This window comes from Pseudomonas sp. JL3 (assembly GCF_031570575.1).
Lineage (GTDB): Bacteria > Pseudomonadota > Gammaproteobacteria > Pseudomonadales > Pseudomonadaceae > Aquipseudomonas > Aquipseudomonas cucumis.
This window is the reverse complement of sequence record NZ_JAKWJK010000009.1, coordinates 177,455-194,195: the sequence shown is the minus strand read 5'-3', so window position 1 is coordinate 194,195 and position 16,741 is coordinate 177,455. Positions and strand designations below refer to the sequence as shown.

Annotated in this window: 17 protein-coding genes; 7 read left to right on the top strand and 10 right to left on the bottom strand. The window is 59.3% G+C overall.

Features of this window, described 5'->3' with window-relative positions; translation table 11 throughout:
* Positions 1–32: 32 nt before the first annotated feature.
* From MMG91_RS17375 to MMG91_RS17365, 3 genes are all read left to right on the top strand, one after another.
* A complete protein-coding gene (locus MMG91_RS17375) occupies positions 33–650 on the top strand; it encodes a glutathione S-transferase N-terminal domain-containing protein (protein ID WP_007905304.1) in 618 nt (205 codons plus the stop codon).
* Between the two features lie 16 nt (positions 651–666).
* Positions 667–1,080 (top strand): ClpXP protease specificity-enhancing factor, encoded by a 414-nt coding sequence (locus MMG91_RS17370; RefSeq protein WP_008004998.1) that lies wholly within the window; start codon positions 667–669, stop codon positions 1,078–1,080.
* Between the two features lie 303 nt (positions 1,081–1,383).
* Positions 1,384–1,641 carry a hypothetical protein gene (locus MMG91_RS17365; RefSeq protein WP_007905458.1) on the top strand — a complete coding sequence of 86 codons (258 nt, stop codon included), beginning with the start codon at positions 1,384–1,386 and terminating at the stop codon, positions 1,639–1,641.
* Positions 1,642–1,793: 152 nt separating this feature from the next.
* On the opposite strand, the gene MMG91_RS17360 is transcribed toward MMG91_RS17365, so the two are convergent.
* From MMG91_RS17360 to norR, 5 genes are all read right to left on the bottom strand, one after another.
* Positions 1,794–2,543 (bottom strand): YkgJ family cysteine cluster protein, encoded by a 750-nt coding sequence (locus MMG91_RS17360; RefSeq protein WP_310660240.1) that lies wholly within the window; start codon positions 2,541–2,543, stop codon positions 1,794–1,796.
* Between the two features lie 83 nt (positions 2,544–2,626).
* Complete coding sequence (locus MMG91_RS17355; RefSeq protein WP_305446839.1) at positions 2,627–2,953, bottom strand: hypothetical protein; 327 nt, start codon at positions 2,951–2,953, stop codon at positions 2,627–2,629.
* Positions 2,954–3,097: 144 nt separating this feature from the next.
* Positions 3,098–3,556 carry a GNAT family N-acetyltransferase gene (locus MMG91_RS17350; RefSeq protein WP_305446838.1) on the bottom strand — a complete coding sequence of 153 codons (459 nt, stop codon included), beginning with the start codon at positions 3,554–3,556 and terminating at the stop codon, positions 3,098–3,100.
* Positions 3,557–3,583: 27 nt separating this feature from the next.
* Positions 3,584–4,486: a chemotaxis protein CheV gene (locus MMG91_RS17345; protein WP_305446837.1), complete on the bottom strand. Its 903-nt coding sequence runs from the start codon at positions 4,484–4,486 to the stop codon at positions 3,584–3,586.
* Between the two features lie 141 nt (positions 4,487–4,627).
* Positions 4,628–6,181 carry a nitric oxide reductase transcriptional regulator NorR gene (gene norR, locus MMG91_RS17340; RefSeq protein ID WP_310660239.1) on the bottom strand — a complete coding sequence of 518 codons (1,554 nt, stop codon included), beginning with the start codon at positions 6,179–6,181 and terminating at the stop codon, positions 4,628–4,630.
* A 148-nt stretch (positions 6,182–6,329) separates the two neighbouring features.
* Between norR and hmpA the strand changes: the two genes are divergently transcribed.
* Both hmpA and MMG91_RS17330 read left to right on the top strand, forming a co-directional pair.
* On the top strand, positions 6,330–7,511 hold the full coding sequence (gene hmpA, locus MMG91_RS17335) for an NO-inducible flavohemoprotein (protein WP_310660238.1): 1,182 nt from the start codon (positions 6,330–6,332) through the stop codon (positions 7,509–7,511).
* Between the two features lie 239 nt (positions 7,512–7,750).
* Positions 7,751–8,527, top strand: a complete 777-nt coding sequence (locus MMG91_RS17330; RefSeq protein ID WP_305446834.1) for an ABC transporter substrate-binding protein — start codon at positions 7,751–7,753, stop codon at positions 8,525–8,527.
* Between the two features lie 131 nt (positions 8,528–8,658).
* Here the strand turns inward: MMG91_RS17330 and MMG91_RS17325 are convergent, their stop codons facing one another.
* The 5 genes from MMG91_RS17325 to MMG91_RS17305 form a co-directional block, all read right to left on the bottom strand.
* The gene (locus MMG91_RS17325) at positions 8,659–9,300 is read right to left on the bottom strand and encodes a transcriptional regulator (protein ID WP_305503214.1); all 642 of its coding nucleotides are present in this window, start codon (positions 9,298–9,300) and stop codon (positions 8,659–8,661) included.
* A 100-nt stretch (positions 9,301–9,400) separates the two neighbouring features.
* Positions 9,401–10,528, bottom strand: a complete 1,128-nt coding sequence (locus tag MMG91_RS17320) for an FAD-binding oxidoreductase (protein ID WP_305446832.1) — start codon at positions 10,526–10,528, stop codon at positions 9,401–9,403.
* A gap of 145 nt (positions 10,529–10,673) precedes the next feature.
* Positions 10,674–11,621, bottom strand: a complete 948-nt coding sequence (locus MMG91_RS17315) for an ornithine cyclodeaminase family protein (protein ID WP_310660237.1) — start codon at positions 11,619–11,621, stop codon at positions 10,674–10,676.
* A 140-nt stretch (positions 11,622–11,761) separates the two neighbouring features.
* Complete coding sequence (gene rhlB, locus MMG91_RS17310; protein WP_123358167.1) at positions 11,762–13,249, bottom strand: ATP-dependent RNA helicase RhlB; 1,488 nt, start codon at positions 13,247–13,249, stop codon at positions 11,762–11,764.
* 85 nt (positions 13,250–13,334) lie between these two features.
* Entirely contained in the window at positions 13,335–13,991 is a 657-nt protein-coding gene (locus MMG91_RS17305; RefSeq protein ID WP_310660236.1) for an alpha/beta fold hydrolase, read from the bottom strand.
* A 468-nt stretch (positions 13,992–14,459) separates the two neighbouring features.
* On the opposite strand from MMG91_RS17305, the gene MMG91_RS17300 reads away from it, so the two are divergent.
* On the top strand, positions 14,460–15,491 hold the full coding sequence (locus tag MMG91_RS17300; protein WP_305425293.1) for an amino acid ABC transporter substrate-binding protein: 1,032 nt from the start codon (positions 14,460–14,462) through the stop codon (positions 15,489–15,491).
* Between the two features lie 65 nt (positions 15,492–15,556).
* Positions 15,557–16,738 carry an amino acid ABC transporter permease gene (locus MMG91_RS17295; protein ID WP_310660235.1) on the top strand — a complete coding sequence of 394 codons (1,182 nt, stop codon included), beginning with the start codon at positions 15,557–15,559 and terminating at the stop codon, positions 16,736–16,738.
* The last annotated feature ends 3 nt before the right edge of the window (positions 16,739–16,741 follow it).

Here is a 16,741-nt window from a genome sequence, read left to right as displayed (position 1 = left end):
TCCGATAATTTCAACAAGCGAGGAGGACCGCCATGGGCGTGACCAATCGGTTGGCCTGTTACTCCGACCCCGCCGACCACTATTCCCACCGAGTGCGCATCGTACTTGCAGAGAAGGGTGTCAGCGCCGAGATCATTTACGTGGAAGCTGGTCGCCAGCCGCCTAAACTGATTGAGGTGAACCCTTACGGAAGCCTGCCCACCCTGGTCGATCGTGACCTGGCGTTGTGGGAGTCGACCGTGGTGATGGAATATCTGGATGAGCGTTACCCGCACCCGCCATTGCTGCCGGTTTATCCTGTGGCGCGTGCCAATAGCCGTCTGCTGATTCATCGCATTCAGCGTGACTGGTGTGGCCTGGTGGATCTGATTCTGGATTCGCGGACCAAGGAAGCAGCCCGTGTCGTGGCTCGTAAAGAGCTGCGCGAAAGCCTGACAGGCGTGTCGCCGTTGTTTGCCGACAAGCCGTTTTTCCTCAGTGAGGAACAAAGTCTGGTGGATTGCTGCCTATTGCCAATACTCTGGCGATTGCCGATTCTGGGTATTGAACTGCCGCGGCCTGCCAAGCCGCTGCTTGATTATATGGAGCGCTCGTTTGCGCGTGAGGCTTTCCAGGCGAGTCTGTCTGGTGTCGAACGCGATATGCGCTAAGGCTTAAGGAGCCGCTATGAACTCCAGTCGACCTTATCTGGTCCGCGCGCTCTACGAGTGGATTGTGGACAACGATTGCACCCCGCACATGCTGGTTAATTCCGAGTATCCATCGGTGCAGGTGCCTCAGGGTTTTGCCAGTGACGGACAGATTGTCCTGAACGTTTCCCCGGCAGCCGTGCGTCATCTGCACATGGACAACGAGGCAGTCAGTTTCGAGGGGCGCTTCGGTGGCGTGCCGCACACCCTGTACGTGCCTATCGCATCGATCCTGGGCATTTACGCCCGGGAGAACGGTCAGGGCATGGTGTTCGATATGGAATCGCCTCTGGAAGACGAGGAAGAGATCGAACCGGATGATGATGTTCCGCCACCCGACAGTGAGCCGCCGCGTCCCAGCGGTCGACCGAGTTTGAAGGTGGTGAAGTAATGAAAAAGGCGATCCGGATGGATCGCCTTTTTTATGTGGCACTGGAGGGCGGCACATCCAATATCCTTGTGACTGACCCACCGCAATCGCGGGCAAGCCCGCTTCCACAGGGATTATCGTCGCTCACAGATCCAGTCACGACACAAAGCATCTGTAAGCGCGAGGCTTGCCCGCGAAGGTGGCAGGTCAGTCAGCACAAAACCCACTGACCAACTGCAGCTTGCGGCCCCTGAGACAGGTATACTGCCGCCTTTCGCGGCTCGCCTACCGGGCCCGACTCTTTGAGCATCACCCGGAGCTTTCATGACTTCCCCGACACAACCGCCGGTTGCCGACGCCTTGAGCGACGACCAGGCAGACCTGCCAGACAGCGTCGACTCCAGCGCAGACAGCGAAACCAAAGCAGCGATTCCAGCGTTCAAGTTTCCGTTCAAACCAGGTGAATTGGCTGCGGCGAAGAATGCCAGCCAGCCTTGGTACAAGAATGGCGCCAAGAACGGTCATACCAAGACTCCGGGTGCAGCGCCTCCTGGCACCCGTCGTTCGATGGGTAAGCGCTGAGTCTTTACCTCTGCGGTGTCTGATCTATCGTCATCGCGAGCAGGCTCGCCCACATGTGATCTTCATGGGACACAGATATTGTGTACGACGAAATCCATTGTGGGAGCGAGCCTGCTCGCGATGAGGCCATTACATACAACACATCCTCTGGCTCACGCCGCCCGCAACGAAATAAACGCATAGTTCAGCGGCATTTCAGTCGCCACTTGCGCCCCGGCCGCCAACACTTGCCCGGCAATATCATCGCCTGACACATGAAAGACCCATTCACCGCTCGACCCTGCCAACGGCTGTTGCTCCACCTGATCAATGACCACGGCAAACGCGGTCATGTCCGGCAGATAAGCGGTAAAGCCATCGCCCTTCAGCGCTGTCGTCCGAATCCCCAATAACGCGCAAATCGCATCCTTGATCTGAATCTCATCGCGATCCGCCTGACGCGAGCGCTGGATCAATCCCATGAGCTCCTGATCCACCAGTTCACCACCGATGATCAAATCCGGCCCTGTTTCCCAAGACTCAGGCGGGCATTCTTTGATCGCCGGGTTGAGCGGGATGTGCGGATTGATTTCCATCGGGTAGATGCGGCACACCAGCGGTCGGCGTTCGTAGATGCGGCAGAGGTTGTCTTCGTCAAGATTCCGGCAGCGACCGACGTTATAGGCGGCGAAGGTGATCGCCACGTGGGCCTCGCAGGCACCGCTTCGAACTACCACCGAACGGCGTTCGGCGTGTTCGCGTTGCTGCGCGGGCAGGCCCAGGCCATTGGTGAGGAAGGCTTCCACCAGCACGATCACCTGACCGCCATCGGCCGCCCACATCCGGGCTTCGGCCAGTGTCAGGGGCACATGATGGTCGTTGCAGCATTTGCCACAACCTACGCAGGAAAACGTTGTATTCATTGAACGGCCAGTCACCTGTGGGGGCATGAAATGGCGACAAAAAGCCACCGCAAAGGCCTGTGCCGAAGCAAGTTATGCGCCATTCACTGCGCTGTTGCTGTTGGGCGGATGGAATCCCACTCGGTCACGTAGGCGGTTTTGCTTTTCTTGTTGTAGAGGCACAGCTCGGTGCCTTGCTGGCCTTTCATGTGTTTTTGCGGGTACTGGCCTTGCAGCAGGAGCGCGGTATAACCGACCCGGTCATCGAACTGCGCGGCGTTGCCAACGGGTTTGACATTCTTCAGACCGCTGGTTTTGGTGCAACTGGCGAGCACGGCTTTGTCGTAGGTAGCCCAGGCGTCGGGGCTGGAGGCGTGGGCTTGGGTGGCGAGGGTGGTGAGGCAGAGGAAGGTCAAGGTTGTGGCTTTCATGGTTTGGGCATCCTTGGCGTGTAGTGGCCGAGGTCGGAGTATGCCTGATGGTTTGAGGTGAATGCGTCGGCCCCTTCGCGAGCAGGCTCGCTCCCACATGGACGGTGACATCCTGTGTGCGAGCCTGCTCGCGATGGCGGTGTGTCAGGTTGGAACCGGTTCCCGGCGGACCACATACATCCCGGCACTTTCATACAAACGCTGGGCTCGAAGGTTGTTTTCCAGCACCTTCAGATCCACAAAGCCTTCGCGACGTTGCTGAAACACGTTGAAAGCATTCAACAGCAGCGCACGGCCAAGTCCGAGGCCTTGAGCGCGCGGGTGCACCACCAGGCTCTTGATGTAAGCGCTGGTCCAGCATTGGGCAACACCGACGATACCTTCGGCATCCAGGGCAATGAAGCACAGGGTCGGATCGTATTCAGGATCGGTTTCGAAACGCTGTTGCCAGACCTCCAGCGCCGGTACGCGACCGCTGCCTTCCCGATAGCCCAGTTCCATCAGGTGATGAACGGCTTCGGCGAGTTCAGGGCGGTACCGGGTCAACTCAATGCCATTTGGCCAAGTGAAAGGTGGCACATCCTCAGCGAGGTTGCGCCGCATCAGAAAACAAAAGTTCTCGGCCAAAACTCAGTGACCTTGTTCGGCGACGGCCTTGGCCGCCGCGATCAGGCATTTGGTCAGTTCCGGCGAGGAAAATTTGGTCAGCACCGCGTTCGCCCCCGCCAGTCGAGCCTTCTCGCTGTTCATCGCGCTGTCCAGCGAGGTATGCAGCAACACATAGAGGTGCGAGAAGTCTGGCGTTTCGCGCAATGTGCGGGTGAGCGCATAGCCGTCCATTTCCGACATTTCGATATCGGAGACGATCAGGTTGATTTGCTGGGCGGTGCCTTGCAGGTCCAGCAGGCAGTCGATGGCTTCCTTGGCGCTGCGAGCGGTGTGGCATTGCAGGCCGAGGTTGCGCAGGGTGTGCACCGATTGTTGCAGGGCGACCTGGCTGTCATCAACCACCAGAATCCGCGCGTTGCCCAGTACTTCGGCGTCTTCCATGCTCAGTTCGGTCGGGGCCGTTTCGATCTGCGCCGGAGCGATGCCGTGGATGACCTTTTCGATGTCCAGCACCTGCACCAGCGTGCCGTCGACCGAGGTCACGCCGGTGATGTACGAACGCACGCCGCCGGAGCCGAAGGGTGGCGGTTTGATGTCCGTGGTCAGGCAGTGGACGATTTTGCTCACCGCCTGAACGTGCAGGCCCTGCTTGGAGCGGCTGACGTCGGTGACGATCAGGCAGCCACCGTTCGGGTCTTCCAGCGGTCGCTCGCCGATGGCGCGGCTCAGGTCGATCACCGACAACGACGCGCCGCGCAGGGTGGCGATGCCTTTGACGTGGGGGTGCGACTCCGGCAGCTTGGTGAGCGGCGGGCAGGGGATGATTTCGCTGACTTTCAGCAGGTTGATCGCCATCAGCTTGCCGCTGCGCAAGGTAAACAGCAGAAGCGAAAGTGAATCTGCGCGGGCTTTGTTGGAAGACATAAAAACCTTCTGTGGAAAAAGGTGATGGGCGATTTTGAAGATCGCCAACAGCTATCGATGCCGGGTTATCGACTTGTCGGGGGCAGGCTTTAGGGGAAATGCCCATTGCCAGCCAAACGGTACGACATTATCCAAGTGAGACTATTTCATACCCAACCGCTTGGCCATCCGCCCCAGGTTCGCCCGATCCAGCCCCAGCTCCCGCGCCGCGCTGGCCCAGTTGTTCTGGTGCCGTTCCAGGCACGCGCTGATCAGTTGGCGCTGATAATGCTCGGTGGCCTCACGCAAATCCCCTGCAATTAATGCAGCCGCTGGCGCAGCAACCACCGATTCTGGTGCGGTTTCAACGCTGCCATTGGGCAAGTCCAGATCTGCCGCACTCAAACTGAGAATCTTCGGCCGTTGCTTGCAGTTGCCCAACGCCTTCAACGCACTACGGCCAATCAAATGCTCCAACTCCCGCACGTTCCCCGGCCAGTCATACGCCAATAATGCTGCTTGCGCATCGCTGGTCAGGCGCAGGCTGTTGAGGCCCATGCGTGAGCGGTTTTGCTCCAGGAAGTAGCCGCTGAGCAGCAGCACATCCCGACCGCGATCCCGCAGTGCGGGCACCAGTAGCGGGTAAACGCTCAGGCGATGATAGAAGTCGGCACGGTAGCGACCGCTGCGCACTTCTTCAGCCAGGTCGCGGTTGGTCGCCGCGATCAATCGCACGTCGACCTGATGTTCCTTGTCTGAGCCCAGGCGCTGCAATTGCCCACTCTGCAACACCCTCAATAATTTGGCCTGCACCGTTAGCGACAGTTCGCCGACCTCATCGAGAAACAAGGTGCCGCCATTGGCCAGTTCGAACTTGCCGCGCCGATCATTCGTCGCGCCGGTGAAAGCTCCGCGCACGTGGCCGAACAGTTCGCTCTCTACCAGGGTGTCCGGCAGGGCGGCGCAATTGAGGCTGATGATCGGTTTATCGGCCCGTGGGGATGCCGCGTGGATGGCTTGGGCAACCAGCTCTTTGCCGACTCCGGTTTCGCCGGTGATCAGCACCGTCAGATCGCTGCCGCCCACCAGGTTGATTTCTTCCACCAGGCGTTTGTAAGCCTTGCTCTGGCCGATCATTTCGCGGGTCTGCTGGCCGCTGGCCTGACGGTAAACCTCGGCGCGCTGATGTTCGTCTTCGGCGCGATTGGCCAGCCGTTCGATGCGCTCGGCGGCGTTGACCGTGGCGGCGGCGAGGCTGGCGAAGGCTTGCAGGGCGTCCAGTTCGATCGGTTCGAAACGTTCCGGGGAGAGGGCATCGAGGGTTAGCAAACCCCACGGGCGCTCGTCGATAAACAACGGGCAGCCCATGCAGTCGTGGACTTCCAGGTGATCGTGCAGACCATCGACCAGGCCATCATAAGGATCGGGCAACTCGCTGTCGGCGGCGAAGCGAGTCGGGCCGGGACTGCTGAGCAGCGCTTCGAAGCGCGGATGTTCACTGATCTTGAAACGTCGACCGAGGGTGTCGGTGCTCAACCCATCCACGGCCAGCGGCACCAGCCACTCACCGTCGAGTCGCAGCAGGGCCGCGGCGTCGCAAGGGAGCAGGGCGCGCATGGCTTCGAGCAGGCGTCGGTAGCGCTCGCCTTCGGGCAATTCGCGGGACAGGTCGGAGACCAGGGGTAGGAGGGTCGTGAGCAATAATTTTGCAGTCATAATGACTCCGTGTAGTCGGTGTGACTATAAAGCCTCGTATGTCTATATGACTACTTTGTTATTAATTAATTGATTTATAACGTTTTAATTGTTGGCATGGAAACTGATAGGTAAAGGGTATTCACATAAGGCTCAGGAGTCGCCCTTTATGCTTAGCGTTCAAGACCGTGCAATCATCAAATCCACCGTGCCGTTGCTGGAAAGCGGCGGCGAAGCGTTGATCACTCACTTCTATCGCATGATGCTCTCCGAGTACCCGGAAGTCCGCCCGCTGTTCAACCAGGCCCACCAGGCCAGCGGCGATCAGCCTCGCGCCCTGGCCAACGGTGTGTTGATGTATGCGCGGCACATCGACCAGCTCGATCAGTTGGGCGACCTGGTGGCCAAGATCATCAACAAGCACGTGGCCCTGCAAATCCTCCCGGAACATTACCCGATCGTGGGTAGCTGCCTGTTGCGAGCAATTTCCGAAGTGCTGGGCGAAGAGATTGCCACGCCCGAAGTGATGAGGGCCTGGGGCGCGGCCTACGGTCAATTGGCCGAGATCCTGATCGGCGCCGAAGCCAGCATCTACGACCAGAAAGCACAGGCGCCGGGCGGCTGGCGTGGCGCGCGGGAATTCATCGTGGCGGCCAAGGTCGAGGAGAGCGCGGAAATCACCTCGTTTTACTTCGAACCGGCGGACAAAGGCCCGATTCTCGCGGCAGAGCCTGGCCAGTACATCGGCATGAAACTGATCCTCGATGGCGAAGAAATTCGGCGTAACTATTCGCTGTCGGCGCTGGCCAACAAGGGCCAGTACCGTATCAGCGTCAAGCGCGAAACCGGTGGCCGCGCTTCCAACCATTTGCACGATCAACTGCACGTCGGCTCGAGCATCCTGCTGTTCCCGCCAGCGGGCGATTTCACCCTGACCGCCAGCGACAAACCGCTGGTGCTGATCAGTGGCGGTGTGGGTATCACCCCGACACTGCCGATGCTCGAAGCGGCGCTGGCGACCGAGCGGCCGGTGCACTTTATCCACTGCGCGCGCAACGGTAGTGTGCATGCCTTCCGTGACTTGATTGATGGGCTTGCCGAGCGTCATCCACAGCTCAAGCGTTTTTATTGCTATGCCGAAGACGATGGCGTCAGCCCGGCGGCGGACAAGGTTGGCCTGTTGAGCCAGGAGCAACTCGGCGAGTGGATGCCGGAACAGCGTGACGTGGATGCGTACTTCCTGGGGCCTAAAGGCTTCATGGCGGCGATCAAGCGTCACCTCAAGGCTTTGGGTGTGCCGGAGAAGCAAAGCCGTTACGAATTCTTCGGGCCGGCTGCCGCGCTGGAATAACTGCCCGGGCGGTTTCTGAGGGCCGGGTCGGTGTTTCGCTTGTTCGCGAAGCACCGACCCGGCCTTTTTTTGCATTTGGCCAGTACCCGACCAGAGGCCGGGTATGAGGCTGCCTGCCTGATTGACGGAAAATACATAAAAGTCCAGTATGGAATTCTAAGTACAAAAAAGGTGTTTGCCCCGCTTCAGCTTTTTTCTTCTGTCTTGCCAAACCAACAACAACCCGCGAGAGAACGAATATGAAGAAATTCCCCCTCATCACCGGTCTGGCCGTGAGCCTGTTGGCGTGCAGTAGCTTGTTCGCCGCCGAGAAAAACCTGCGCATCGGCATCGAAGCGGCTTATCCGCCGTTCGCGTCCAAAACCCAGGAAGGCAAGATAGTCGGTTTCGACTACGACATCGGCAATGCCCTGTGCGCGCAGATGAAGGTCAAGTGTGAGTGGGTCGAAGGCGAGTTCGACGGTCTGATTCCTTCCCTGAAAGTGAAGAAAATTGACATGGCGCTGTCGTCCATGACCATCAACGAAGACCGTAAGAAATCGGTGGATTTCACTCACAAGTATTACTTCACCTCATCGCGTCTGGTGATGAAGGACGGCGCAGTGGTGGATGACCAGTACGCCAGCCTCAAGGGCAAGAATGTCGGCGTGCAACGCGCAACCACCACCGACCGTTACGCCACCGAGGTTTTCGAGCCCAAGGGCATCAACGTCAAGCGCTACGGCAACAACGAAGAAATCTACATGGATCTGGCGGCCGGTCGTCTCGATGCGATTTTTGCCGACACCATCCCGTTGAGTGACTTCCTGTCGATGCCGCGTGGCGCCGGTTACGCTTTTGTCGGGCCGGAACTCAAGGATCCGAAATACGTGGGCGAGGGCGCCGGGATTGCCGTGCGCAAGGGCAATACGCAGTTGGTGGCGGATCTGAACAAGGCGATCGATGAGATTCGCGCCAATGGCGAGTACCAGAAGATTTCGCAGAAGTATTTCAAGTCGGATATCTACGGCGACTGATTAATCGCTTTCGCGAGCAAGCCTCGCTCCTACAGTCCAGCGTTGTTCACAAAACGGGTGAGCGACGCGAAATCTGTAGGAGCGAGGCTTGCCCGCGAAGGGGCCCTTTCAATCGATGAAGATCTCAGGGCTCAACCCTTCAATTCCTTCAAATGCTTGTAAACCGTCGCCCGCCCCATGTTCAGCACATTCGCCACATAGTTGGAGGCGCTTTTGCCTTTGAAGGCGCCTTCGGCGTGCAGCGCCAGCACCAGTTCTCGTTTGTGGTCGCGGGTCAGCACGTTCAGGCTCAACTGACGTTCGCGCAGCCAGGCGTGCAGAAAGGTGTTGATCCGTTCCTGCCAGTCATCGCGAAACAGTGAGTCCGGTTGCGGGATCAGCTTGGTCGGCGACAGGAACAAATCCAGCGCCGCTTTCGCGTTCTCGAACAGCGAGATATTCAGGTTGATGCACAGCACCGCCAGCGGACGACCCTTGCTGTCACGCAGTACGCTGCTGAGGCTGCGAATTTTCTGGCCGTCCCAGTTGAGCTTTTCGTACGGCCCGATGTTTCGTTCACTGACCTCTTCACTGAGCATGTCTTCCAGCGATGAGTCGTCGCCGATTTCCCGTTTGGACAGGTTGTTGGCGATGTAATCGACCTTTTGCGTGCGCAGGTCATGCAGCACCACCTCGGCGTGAGGGAAGAACAACGTGGCGATCGCATCGGCAATCGCGCGGAAGTTGTCCATGGACATAGCGTCCAGGGCCGAGTCTTTTTCAGGTGCGTTCATACAGTGGAACTCCAGGCAGCGTCAGCGCCCCGTTAAAAAAGGGGCACTGGAAGTTTGCCGCAATCGTGTGGACACGTCACCTGAGGGGGCAGGATCAGGATCAGCCCAGGCGGGCGGGGGAGAGCATTCCGGCGTCCAGTCCGAAACGGGTGAGCTGCTCGGGCAAGGCTTCACCGCGTATCAGGGCAGCGCTGGCCTGGCCCATAGCCGGCGACGTCTGGATGCCGTAGCCGCCTTGCGCCGCGACCCAATACAGCCCCGGCACCTGCTGATCGAAGCCTGACAGCAAATCCCCGTCGCGCACGAAACTGCGCAGGCCGGCCCATGTGCGGGTCGGGCGGCGGATGGTCAGAGTGGTGGCTTCTTCGATCTGGTAAATTCCCATGGCGATGTCCAGTTCTTCGGGCTGCACGTCGTGCGGTTCTACCGGGTCGGCGTTGGCCGGTGAGCCAAGGAACATGCCGGCGTCGGGCTTCATATAAAAGGATTCGTCGAGGCTGACCAGCATTGGCCAGTCATGGATATCCAGACCCTCGGGGCCGGCAAAGATAAAGGCTGCCCGGCGCTTGGGTTGCAAACCCAGCGGCTTGGCGCCGGCCAATTCGCCAATCTTGTCAGCCCAGGCGCCGGCGGCGTTGATGATGATTGGAGCGCTGAAGGTCTGAGTGTTGGTTTGAACTTGCCACTGCCCTTCGGCATCACGGCTCAGGCTCAGCACTTCGCTGTCGGTATGAACTTCACCTTTATTGCGCCGGATACCGCGCAGATAGCCCTGGTGCAGAGCGTCGGTGTCGATGTCGCTAGCGGTCGGGTCGTAGATCGCGCCATGGACTTTTTCCCGGCGCAGGATCGGCAGGCGTGCGCAGGCTTCGTCGGCGCTGAGCCGTTGCATTTGCGGCACCGTGGCTTTGGCGCTCAGGTATTGATTGCTCAGCTCGGCCGGATCGCCGGTGAAGTCGACGGTCATCTCGCCGCGCGGGGTCAGCAGCGGGTGTTCGCAGAAACCGGGCGGCGGTGCGTCGAAGAAGTCGCGACTGGCCTGGGTCAATGCCCGAACCTGCGGCGTACCGTAGGCGGCGGTGAACAGCGCCGCCGAGCGTCCGGTGGAGTGATAGGCCGGATGGGATTCGCGTTCGAGCACAATCACCCGCCCATGCTGCGACAGCCAGAAACCGGTGGAAGCGCCGGCAATCCCGCCGCCGATGATGATGAAATCTGCCTGGCTCATGAACGTCTCCTGTGGGGGCGCAAATGTCATGGTTATAGATAAACCCTGTGGGAGCCGGGCTTGCCCGCGATGGCATCACCGCGGTGTGCCTGACAGAGCGCGGCGCCTGCATCGCGGGCAAGCCCGCTCCCACAGGGTTGTGGTGTTAGCGCTGTAATTGGTAAAGGGCATTGGCCAGTGCGATGTCTTCCAGGCCCAGGCCGATGGAGCGGAAGAACACTGAGCGGTCGTAGTCGGGGCGCTGCACTTTTTCGCTGAGCAGATCAGGCAGGTCGCCGACAATCGAACGCTCGTCCCAGCCATGCTGCTCACTGGCGATCAGCATTTCACCGGCCGAGCCCGGGGTGGTTTGACGATAGTCACAGAACACCTGCATGTCATTGAGGCTCTGCGGCGGCACTTCATGAGCGCGTGGGGCGTTGGTGCTGATGGAGGTGATCAGCGCCGGTTTGCTTAAGTTCGACGGGTCGATCACCGGACCGGCGGACGAAGTGCAGAGCATGATCACGTCGGCGTCTTGAATCGCAGCTTCGCAACTGTCGGCGAGGGTCAGTCGTGGATCGAGGCTTTTGAGCTGTGCCAACGCTTCGGGATTCTTGCCATTCAGGCTCGGCGAATAGAGGCTGACACTTTGCCAGTCTCGCAGGCCCTTGACGTAGTGCAGGTGCGCCTGGGCCACCTTGCCGCTGCCGATGATCGCCAGGCGCTGGGCCTTCAACGGCGCGAGGGTGTCGACCGCCACCGCCGTCGTCGCGGCGGTGCGAGCCGTGGTCAATTCACCAGCATCGCAGAGCAGCAGCGGCTGGCCGGTCTGCATCGACATCAGCAGCGTCCAGGCGGTTACCAGCGGGCCTTGCTCGCGCACGATGTAAGGCGACGTCTTGACGCCATACACCCCGTCTTCGGCCAGCACCCCCAGGTAGTTGATGAAGTCCCCGGCACCCTTCGGGAATTCCACCAGCTGTTGTGCCGGCTGTACGGCTTGCCCGGCGGCCAGGTCGCGGAACAGCTTGCGCAGGATCTGCGGTACGTCGATTTGTGCCAACAGTTCGCGGGCCTGGGGTTGGGTGATCACGTAAGGCGTGCTGGGCATGGTCGGCTCCGGGCGCTGAAAGTAAACTAATTTGTCCATTATGGACTTTTAGTTGTCTCTAGCAAGCTCCTGTTGAAAAAAGCCGGACGAAAAAAAAGCGCAGTCCGTTTCCGGCTGCGCCTCTTTCTGAAAGGCCCGGGTTACGGGCGCTTGCGCTCAACCGCTCGCAGCAGATGCGTCGGTGGCGTTTCACAACTGATCTTGCGACCCAGCAGCGCCTCGATGGACGGTAGCTGGTAGGAGTCGTCTTCACCGGCAAAACTGATGGATACGCCATCCGCGCCGGCACGGCCGGTACGACCGATGCGGTGTACGTAGTCGTCCGGGACTTCCGGCAGGGTGAAGTTGATCACGTGGCTGATGCCATCGATGTGAATGCCGCGACCGGCAACATCGGTGGCCACCAGCACGCGGATCTTGCCTTCGCGGAAACCTTCCAGGGTCTTGATGCGCTTGTGCTGCGGCACATCGCCAGACAGTTGCGCGGCGTTGACGCCATCGCGCACCAGGCGTTCTTCGATGCGCCGCACTTCGTCCTTGCGGTTGGCGAAGACCATCACCCGTTCCCAGCCGTTATCGTTGACCAGGTTGTAGAGCAGTTTGTATTTGTCGGCACCGGCGACGGCGTAGATGTGTTGCTCGACGTTTTCGCTGGCCACGTTCTGCGACTCGATCTCGACGATCGACGGGTCGGTGGTCCATTGCTTGGCGAGGTTCATCACGTCTTCGGTGAAGGTTGCGGAGAACAGCAGCGTCTGACGCTCGTTCTTCGGTGGAGTCTGGCGAATGATCTGACGCACTTGCGGGATGAAACCCATGTCGAGCATCCGGTCGGCTTCGTCCAGCACCATCACTTCGACCATGTCCAGGTGCACATCGCCGCGCTGGTTGAAGTCGAGCAAGCGGCCTGGAGTGGCCACCAGGATGTCGCAATGACGGGCTTCGAGGTGCTTGAGTTGCTTGTCGAAATCCATGCCGCCCACAAATGTCATGACGTTGAGGCCGGTGTACTTGGTCAGGTCGGCTGCATCCTTGGCGATCTGCACCACCAGTTCCCGGGTCGGAGCGATGATCAGTGCTCGCGGTTCACCCATGTAGCGCTCTTTGGGCGGCGGGGTTTGCAGCAGCTGAGTGATGATCGAAATCAGGAAGGCGGCGGTTTTGCCGGTGCCGGTCTGGGCGCGACCGATGGCGTCTTTACCCGCGAGGGTGAAGCCAAGCACCTGCGCCTGGATCGGCGTGCAATACGGGAAGCCCAGGTCCTGAATGGCGTGCATCAGTTCGGGGGCGAGTTTGAAATCGTGGAAGCGGGTTTTGCCTTCCTGGGGTTCGACGACGAAGTCTTCGAGTTTCCAGGGAATAACCGGAGCTTTTGGCTTGGGTTCGCGACGCGGTTTTGCCGGTTTCGGGGCTTCGCTGCGTGGCTGCTCAGAGGCGATGGCCGGGGCTGCGGGGGCGGTCGGTGTGGTCACCGGCTCGTGTTTCGGTGCCGCTACGGTTGCGGTCCGGCCAGGCTGATTACCGTCGGTGCGGTGGCTGGGAGTATGAGAAGGAGCGCTGGAGACTGGCGCGAGCTGCTCAGTCTCGCTTTTACCGAACATTTTCTTGAGTGCTTTGAGCACGGTCATCTCATCAATTGGTTAAGGAATATACGCCGGCCAGTGTAATGCAAGAATCGGGCGCGGCGTAGTGGGATGGATCAATGGGTAGCTTTTAGCGCAAACGCTCGGCGAGCCAGACGCCGATGTCGCGAATTTCTTCAGGTAACACTTCATGGCCCATTGGGTATTCCTGCCATGTCGCGGTGACACCATGCAGTTTTAAATACTCGTAGGCGGTCCGGCCCATGGAGTTTTGCACAACGTCATCGTACTGGCCGTGCAATGAAAGCACCGGAATGCGCTGCTGGCTGGCGGAAAGCTCGAGTTCATCGCTGAAGGTAGGCGCATAAGTCGAGAGCGCAAGTACGCCACCCAGCGGTCCCTGCCATTTCAGAAAGGCCGTGTGCAATACCACGGCGCCACCTTGGGAAAACCCGGCGAGAAAGATGCGCGAGGCGTCTATTCCGCTGGCCTTCTGCTCTTCGATCAAATCAAAGACCCGTTGCGCGGACGCTTCCAGCTGCTCGCGGCTGATCGCGCGCGCCGGGCTCATGGCCAATATGTCGTACCAGCTTGGCATCTCGTAGCCACCGTTAATGGTGACCGCGCGAGTCGGTGCCTGGGGCAAAACGAAACGGGTGGTGAGCAGATTTTCCTGTAGCGCTTCGGCTACCGGCAAAAAGTCGTAGCGGTCGGCGCCCAGCCCATGCAGCCAGATTACGCAGGCATCTGCGGGCTTGACGGGTTGAAGAATCAGGGGCTCGGTCATGTCTGCTCCATTGTTGTGCATGCGCGCTCATTAAGTGCGAGGTTGAAGTGCGCGATGGGTTGATCAGTTAAGAAGATGTCGCACGGTTGCAAGTTTTGCTATTGACCTTGCGCTGAATCGCTTTAGCGAGCGGTCTGGTACGGGCTTTGCTATGGGGAAACCTGTGCAACCAATCTCATGCCTGGCGGTAACACTATCAGTGTATGGCTGGTCATGGGATAGCAAAGAATCCGGTGATGGATGTTCGCCAAAGGCCGCTACGGGCTTCGCGAACGTGAAAGGGCTACCGCCCGTTCGGCCGATTGGTGAGAAGGGAGTTATCCATGATGTGGATTTTCTCCTACTAGACTCATAGCGACGGTCCTGCGTCGGTTGACCCTAAAAAAAGCCAACACGGGTCAACAACGCCTCATAAGGGTGCGACAGGGCTCAAGCTCCGACACAACAAGAGCAAAACTGGAGGTTTGAATGAAGTTATTGAAATCCACCCTGGCCATCGTGACTGCAGCCGCAGTGCTCGGTGTCAGTGGGTTCGCTCAGGCGGGTGCAACCCTGGATGCAGTGCAGAAGAAAGGTTTCGTACAGTGTGGCGTGAGTGACGGTCTGCCGGGCTTCTCGGTTCCGGACTCCACCGGCAAGATCGTCGGCATCGACGCTGACTTCTGCCGCGCTGTGGCGGCTGCCGTTTTCGGCGATGCGACCAAGGTCAAATTCAGCCAGTTGAACGCCAAGGAGCGCTTCACCGCGCTGCAGTCCGGTGAAATCGACATTTTGTCGCGTAACACCACCATGACCAGTTCCCGTGACGCGGGCATGGGCCTGAAGTTTCCTGGCTTCATTACTTACTACGACGGCATCGGCTTCCTGGTAAACAACAAGCTGGGCGTCAAGAGCGCCAAAGAGCTGGATGGCGCGACCATCTGCATCCAGGCCGGTACCACCACCGAGCTGAACGTTTCCGACTACTTCCGCGGCAATGGTCTGAAATACACCCCGATCACTTTCGACACCTCCGATGAAAGCGCCAAGTCGCTGGAATCCGGTCGTTGCGACGTGCTGACCTCCGACAAATCCCAGTTGTTCGCCCAGCGCAGCAAGCTGGCCTCGCCGAAGGACTACGTGGTTCTGCCAGAAACCATCTCCAAAGAGCCGCTGGGCCCGGTCGTGCGTAATGGCGACGACGAGTGGCTGGCCATCGTGCGCTGGACTGGTTACGCCATGCTCAACGCTGAAGAAGCAGGCATCACTTCGGCGAACGTCGAAGCCGAAGCCAAAGCCACCAAGAACCCGGACGTCGCTCGTCTGCTGGGCTCTGACGGCGAGTACGGCAAAGACCTGAAAGTGAAGAAAGACTGGGTCGTGCAGATCGTCAAGCAAGTCGGTAACTACGGCGAAGTGTTCGAGAAGAACCTCGGCAAGAAAACTCCGCTGGAAATCGACCGCGGGCTGAACGCCCTGTGGAACGCTGGCGGCATTCAATACGCACCACCAGTGCGCTGATGGTTCTATCACCCGGCGGGCCAACCGCCGGGTGATGTTCTGTTCCATTATTTCCGGGGCACTTCATGCAAAATTCAATCGGCGCACCAAAGCAGAGGCTCAGCCTCAGCGATCCACGAGTGCGTGCGTGGGTATTCCAGATCATCACCATCGTGGCGGTGGTCTCGCTGGGCTGGTTTTTGTTCGACAACACGCAAACCAACCTCCAGCACCGGGGCATCACCTCGGGTTTCGACTTTCTTGAGCGCAGTGCCGGTTTCGGCATCGCTCAGCACCTGATCGACTACACCGAATCGGACAGCTATGCCCGGGTGTTTGTCATCGGCCTGCTCAACACCCTGCTGGTCACCTTTATCGGGGTGATCCTGGCGACGATCCTCGGTTTCATCGTTGGTGTGGCACGGCTGTCGAAGAACTGGATCATTGCCAAGCTGGCAACGGTTTATGTCGAAGTCTTTCGTAACATTCCGCCGCTGCTGCAAATCCTGTTCTGGTACTTCGCGGTGTTCCTGACCATGCCAGGGCCGCGCAACAGCCATAACTTCGGCGACACCTTCTTCGTCAGCAGCCGCGGCCTGAACATGCCCGCAGCGTTGGCGGCGGATGGTTTCTGGCCGTTTGTGGTGAGCATCGTCGTGGCCATCGTTGCGATCGTGCTGATGTGCCGCTGGGCCAACAAGCGTTTCGAAGCGACCGGCGTACCGTTCCACAAATTCTGGGTCGGCCTGGCGCTGTTCCTGGTAATCCCTGCGCTGTGCGCCTTGATCTTCGGCGCGCCGCTGCACTGGGAATTGCCGACGCTGCAAGGCTTCAACTTCGTCGGTGGCTGGGTATTGATCCCGGAACTGTTGGCGTTGACCCTGGCGCTGACCGTGTACACCGCGGCATTCATCGCCGAAATCGTGCGTTCGGGTATCAAGTCGGTCAGCCATGGCCAGACCGAAGCGGCGCACTCGTTGGGGTTGCGCAACGGTCCGACCCTGCGCAAGGTGATCATCCCGCAAGCCCTGCGCGTGATCATTCCACCGCTGACCAGCCAATACCTGAACCTGGCGAAAAACTCCTCGCTGGCGGCTGGTATCGGTTATCCGGAGATGGTGTCGTTGTTTGCCGGTACGGTGCTGAACCAGACCGGGCAGGCGATCGAAGTCATTGCCATCACCATGAGCGTGTACCTGGCGATCAGTATCAGCATTTCCCTGCTGATGAACTGGTACAACAAGCGCATTGCGCTGATCGAGCGGTAAGGA

Coding starts and splice junctions, on each gene's coding strand:
- MMG91_RS17375 (WP_007905304.1), top strand. CDS start 33: ATGGGCGTGACCAATCGGTTGGCCTGTTACTCCGACCCCGCCGACCAC.
- MMG91_RS17370 (WP_008004998.1), top strand. CDS start 667: ATGAACTCCAGTCGACCTTATCTGGTCCGCGCGCTCTACGAGTGGATT.
- MMG91_RS17365 (WP_007905458.1), top strand. CDS start 1,384: ATGACTTCCCCGACACAACCGCCGGTTGCCGACGCCTTGAGCGACGAC.
- MMG91_RS17360 (WP_310660240.1), bottom strand. CDS start 2,543: ATGAATACAACGTTTTCCTGCGTAGGTTGTGGCAAATGCTGCAACGAC.
- MMG91_RS17355 (WP_305446839.1), bottom strand. CDS start 2,953: ATGAAAGCCACAACCTTGACCTTCCTCTGCCTCACCACCCTCGCCACC.
- MMG91_RS17350 (WP_305446838.1), bottom strand. CDS start 3,556: ATGCGGCGCAACCTCGCTGAGGATGTGCCACCTTTCACTTGGCCAAAT.
- MMG91_RS17345 (WP_305446837.1), bottom strand. CDS start 4,486: ATGTCTTCCAACAAAGCCCGCGCAGATTCACTTTCGCTTCTGCTGTTT.
- norR (WP_310660239.1), bottom strand. CDS start 6,181: ATGACTGCAAAATTATTGCTCACGACCCTCCTACCCCTGGTCTCCGAC.
- hmpA (WP_310660238.1), top strand. CDS start 6,330: ATGCTTAGCGTTCAAGACCGTGCAATCATCAAATCCACCGTGCCGTTG.
- MMG91_RS17330 (WP_305446834.1), top strand. CDS start 7,751: ATGAAGAAATTCCCCCTCATCACCGGTCTGGCCGTGAGCCTGTTGGCG.
- MMG91_RS17325 (WP_305503214.1), bottom strand. CDS start 9,300: ATGAACGCACCTGAAAAAGACTCGGCCCTGGACGCTATGTCCATGGAC.
- MMG91_RS17320 (WP_305446832.1), bottom strand. CDS start 10,528: ATGAGCCAGGCAGATTTCATCATCATCGGCGGCGGGATTGCCGGCGCT.
- MMG91_RS17315 (WP_310660237.1), bottom strand. CDS start 11,621: ATGCCCAGCACGCCTTACGTGATCACCCAACCCCAGGCCCGCGAACTG.
- rhlB (WP_123358167.1), bottom strand. CDS start 13,249: ATGACCGTGCTCAAAGCACTCAAGAAAATGTTCGGTAAAAGCGAGACT.
- MMG91_RS17305 (WP_310660236.1), bottom strand. CDS start 13,991: ATGACCGAGCCCCTGATTCTTCAACCCGTCAAGCCCGCAGATGCCTGC.
- MMG91_RS17300 (WP_305425293.1), top strand. CDS start 14,460: ATGAAGTTATTGAAATCCACCCTGGCCATCGTGACTGCAGCCGCAGTG.
- MMG91_RS17295 (WP_310660235.1), top strand. CDS start 15,557: ATGCAAAATTCAATCGGCGCACCAAAGCAGAGGCTCAGCCTCAGCGAT.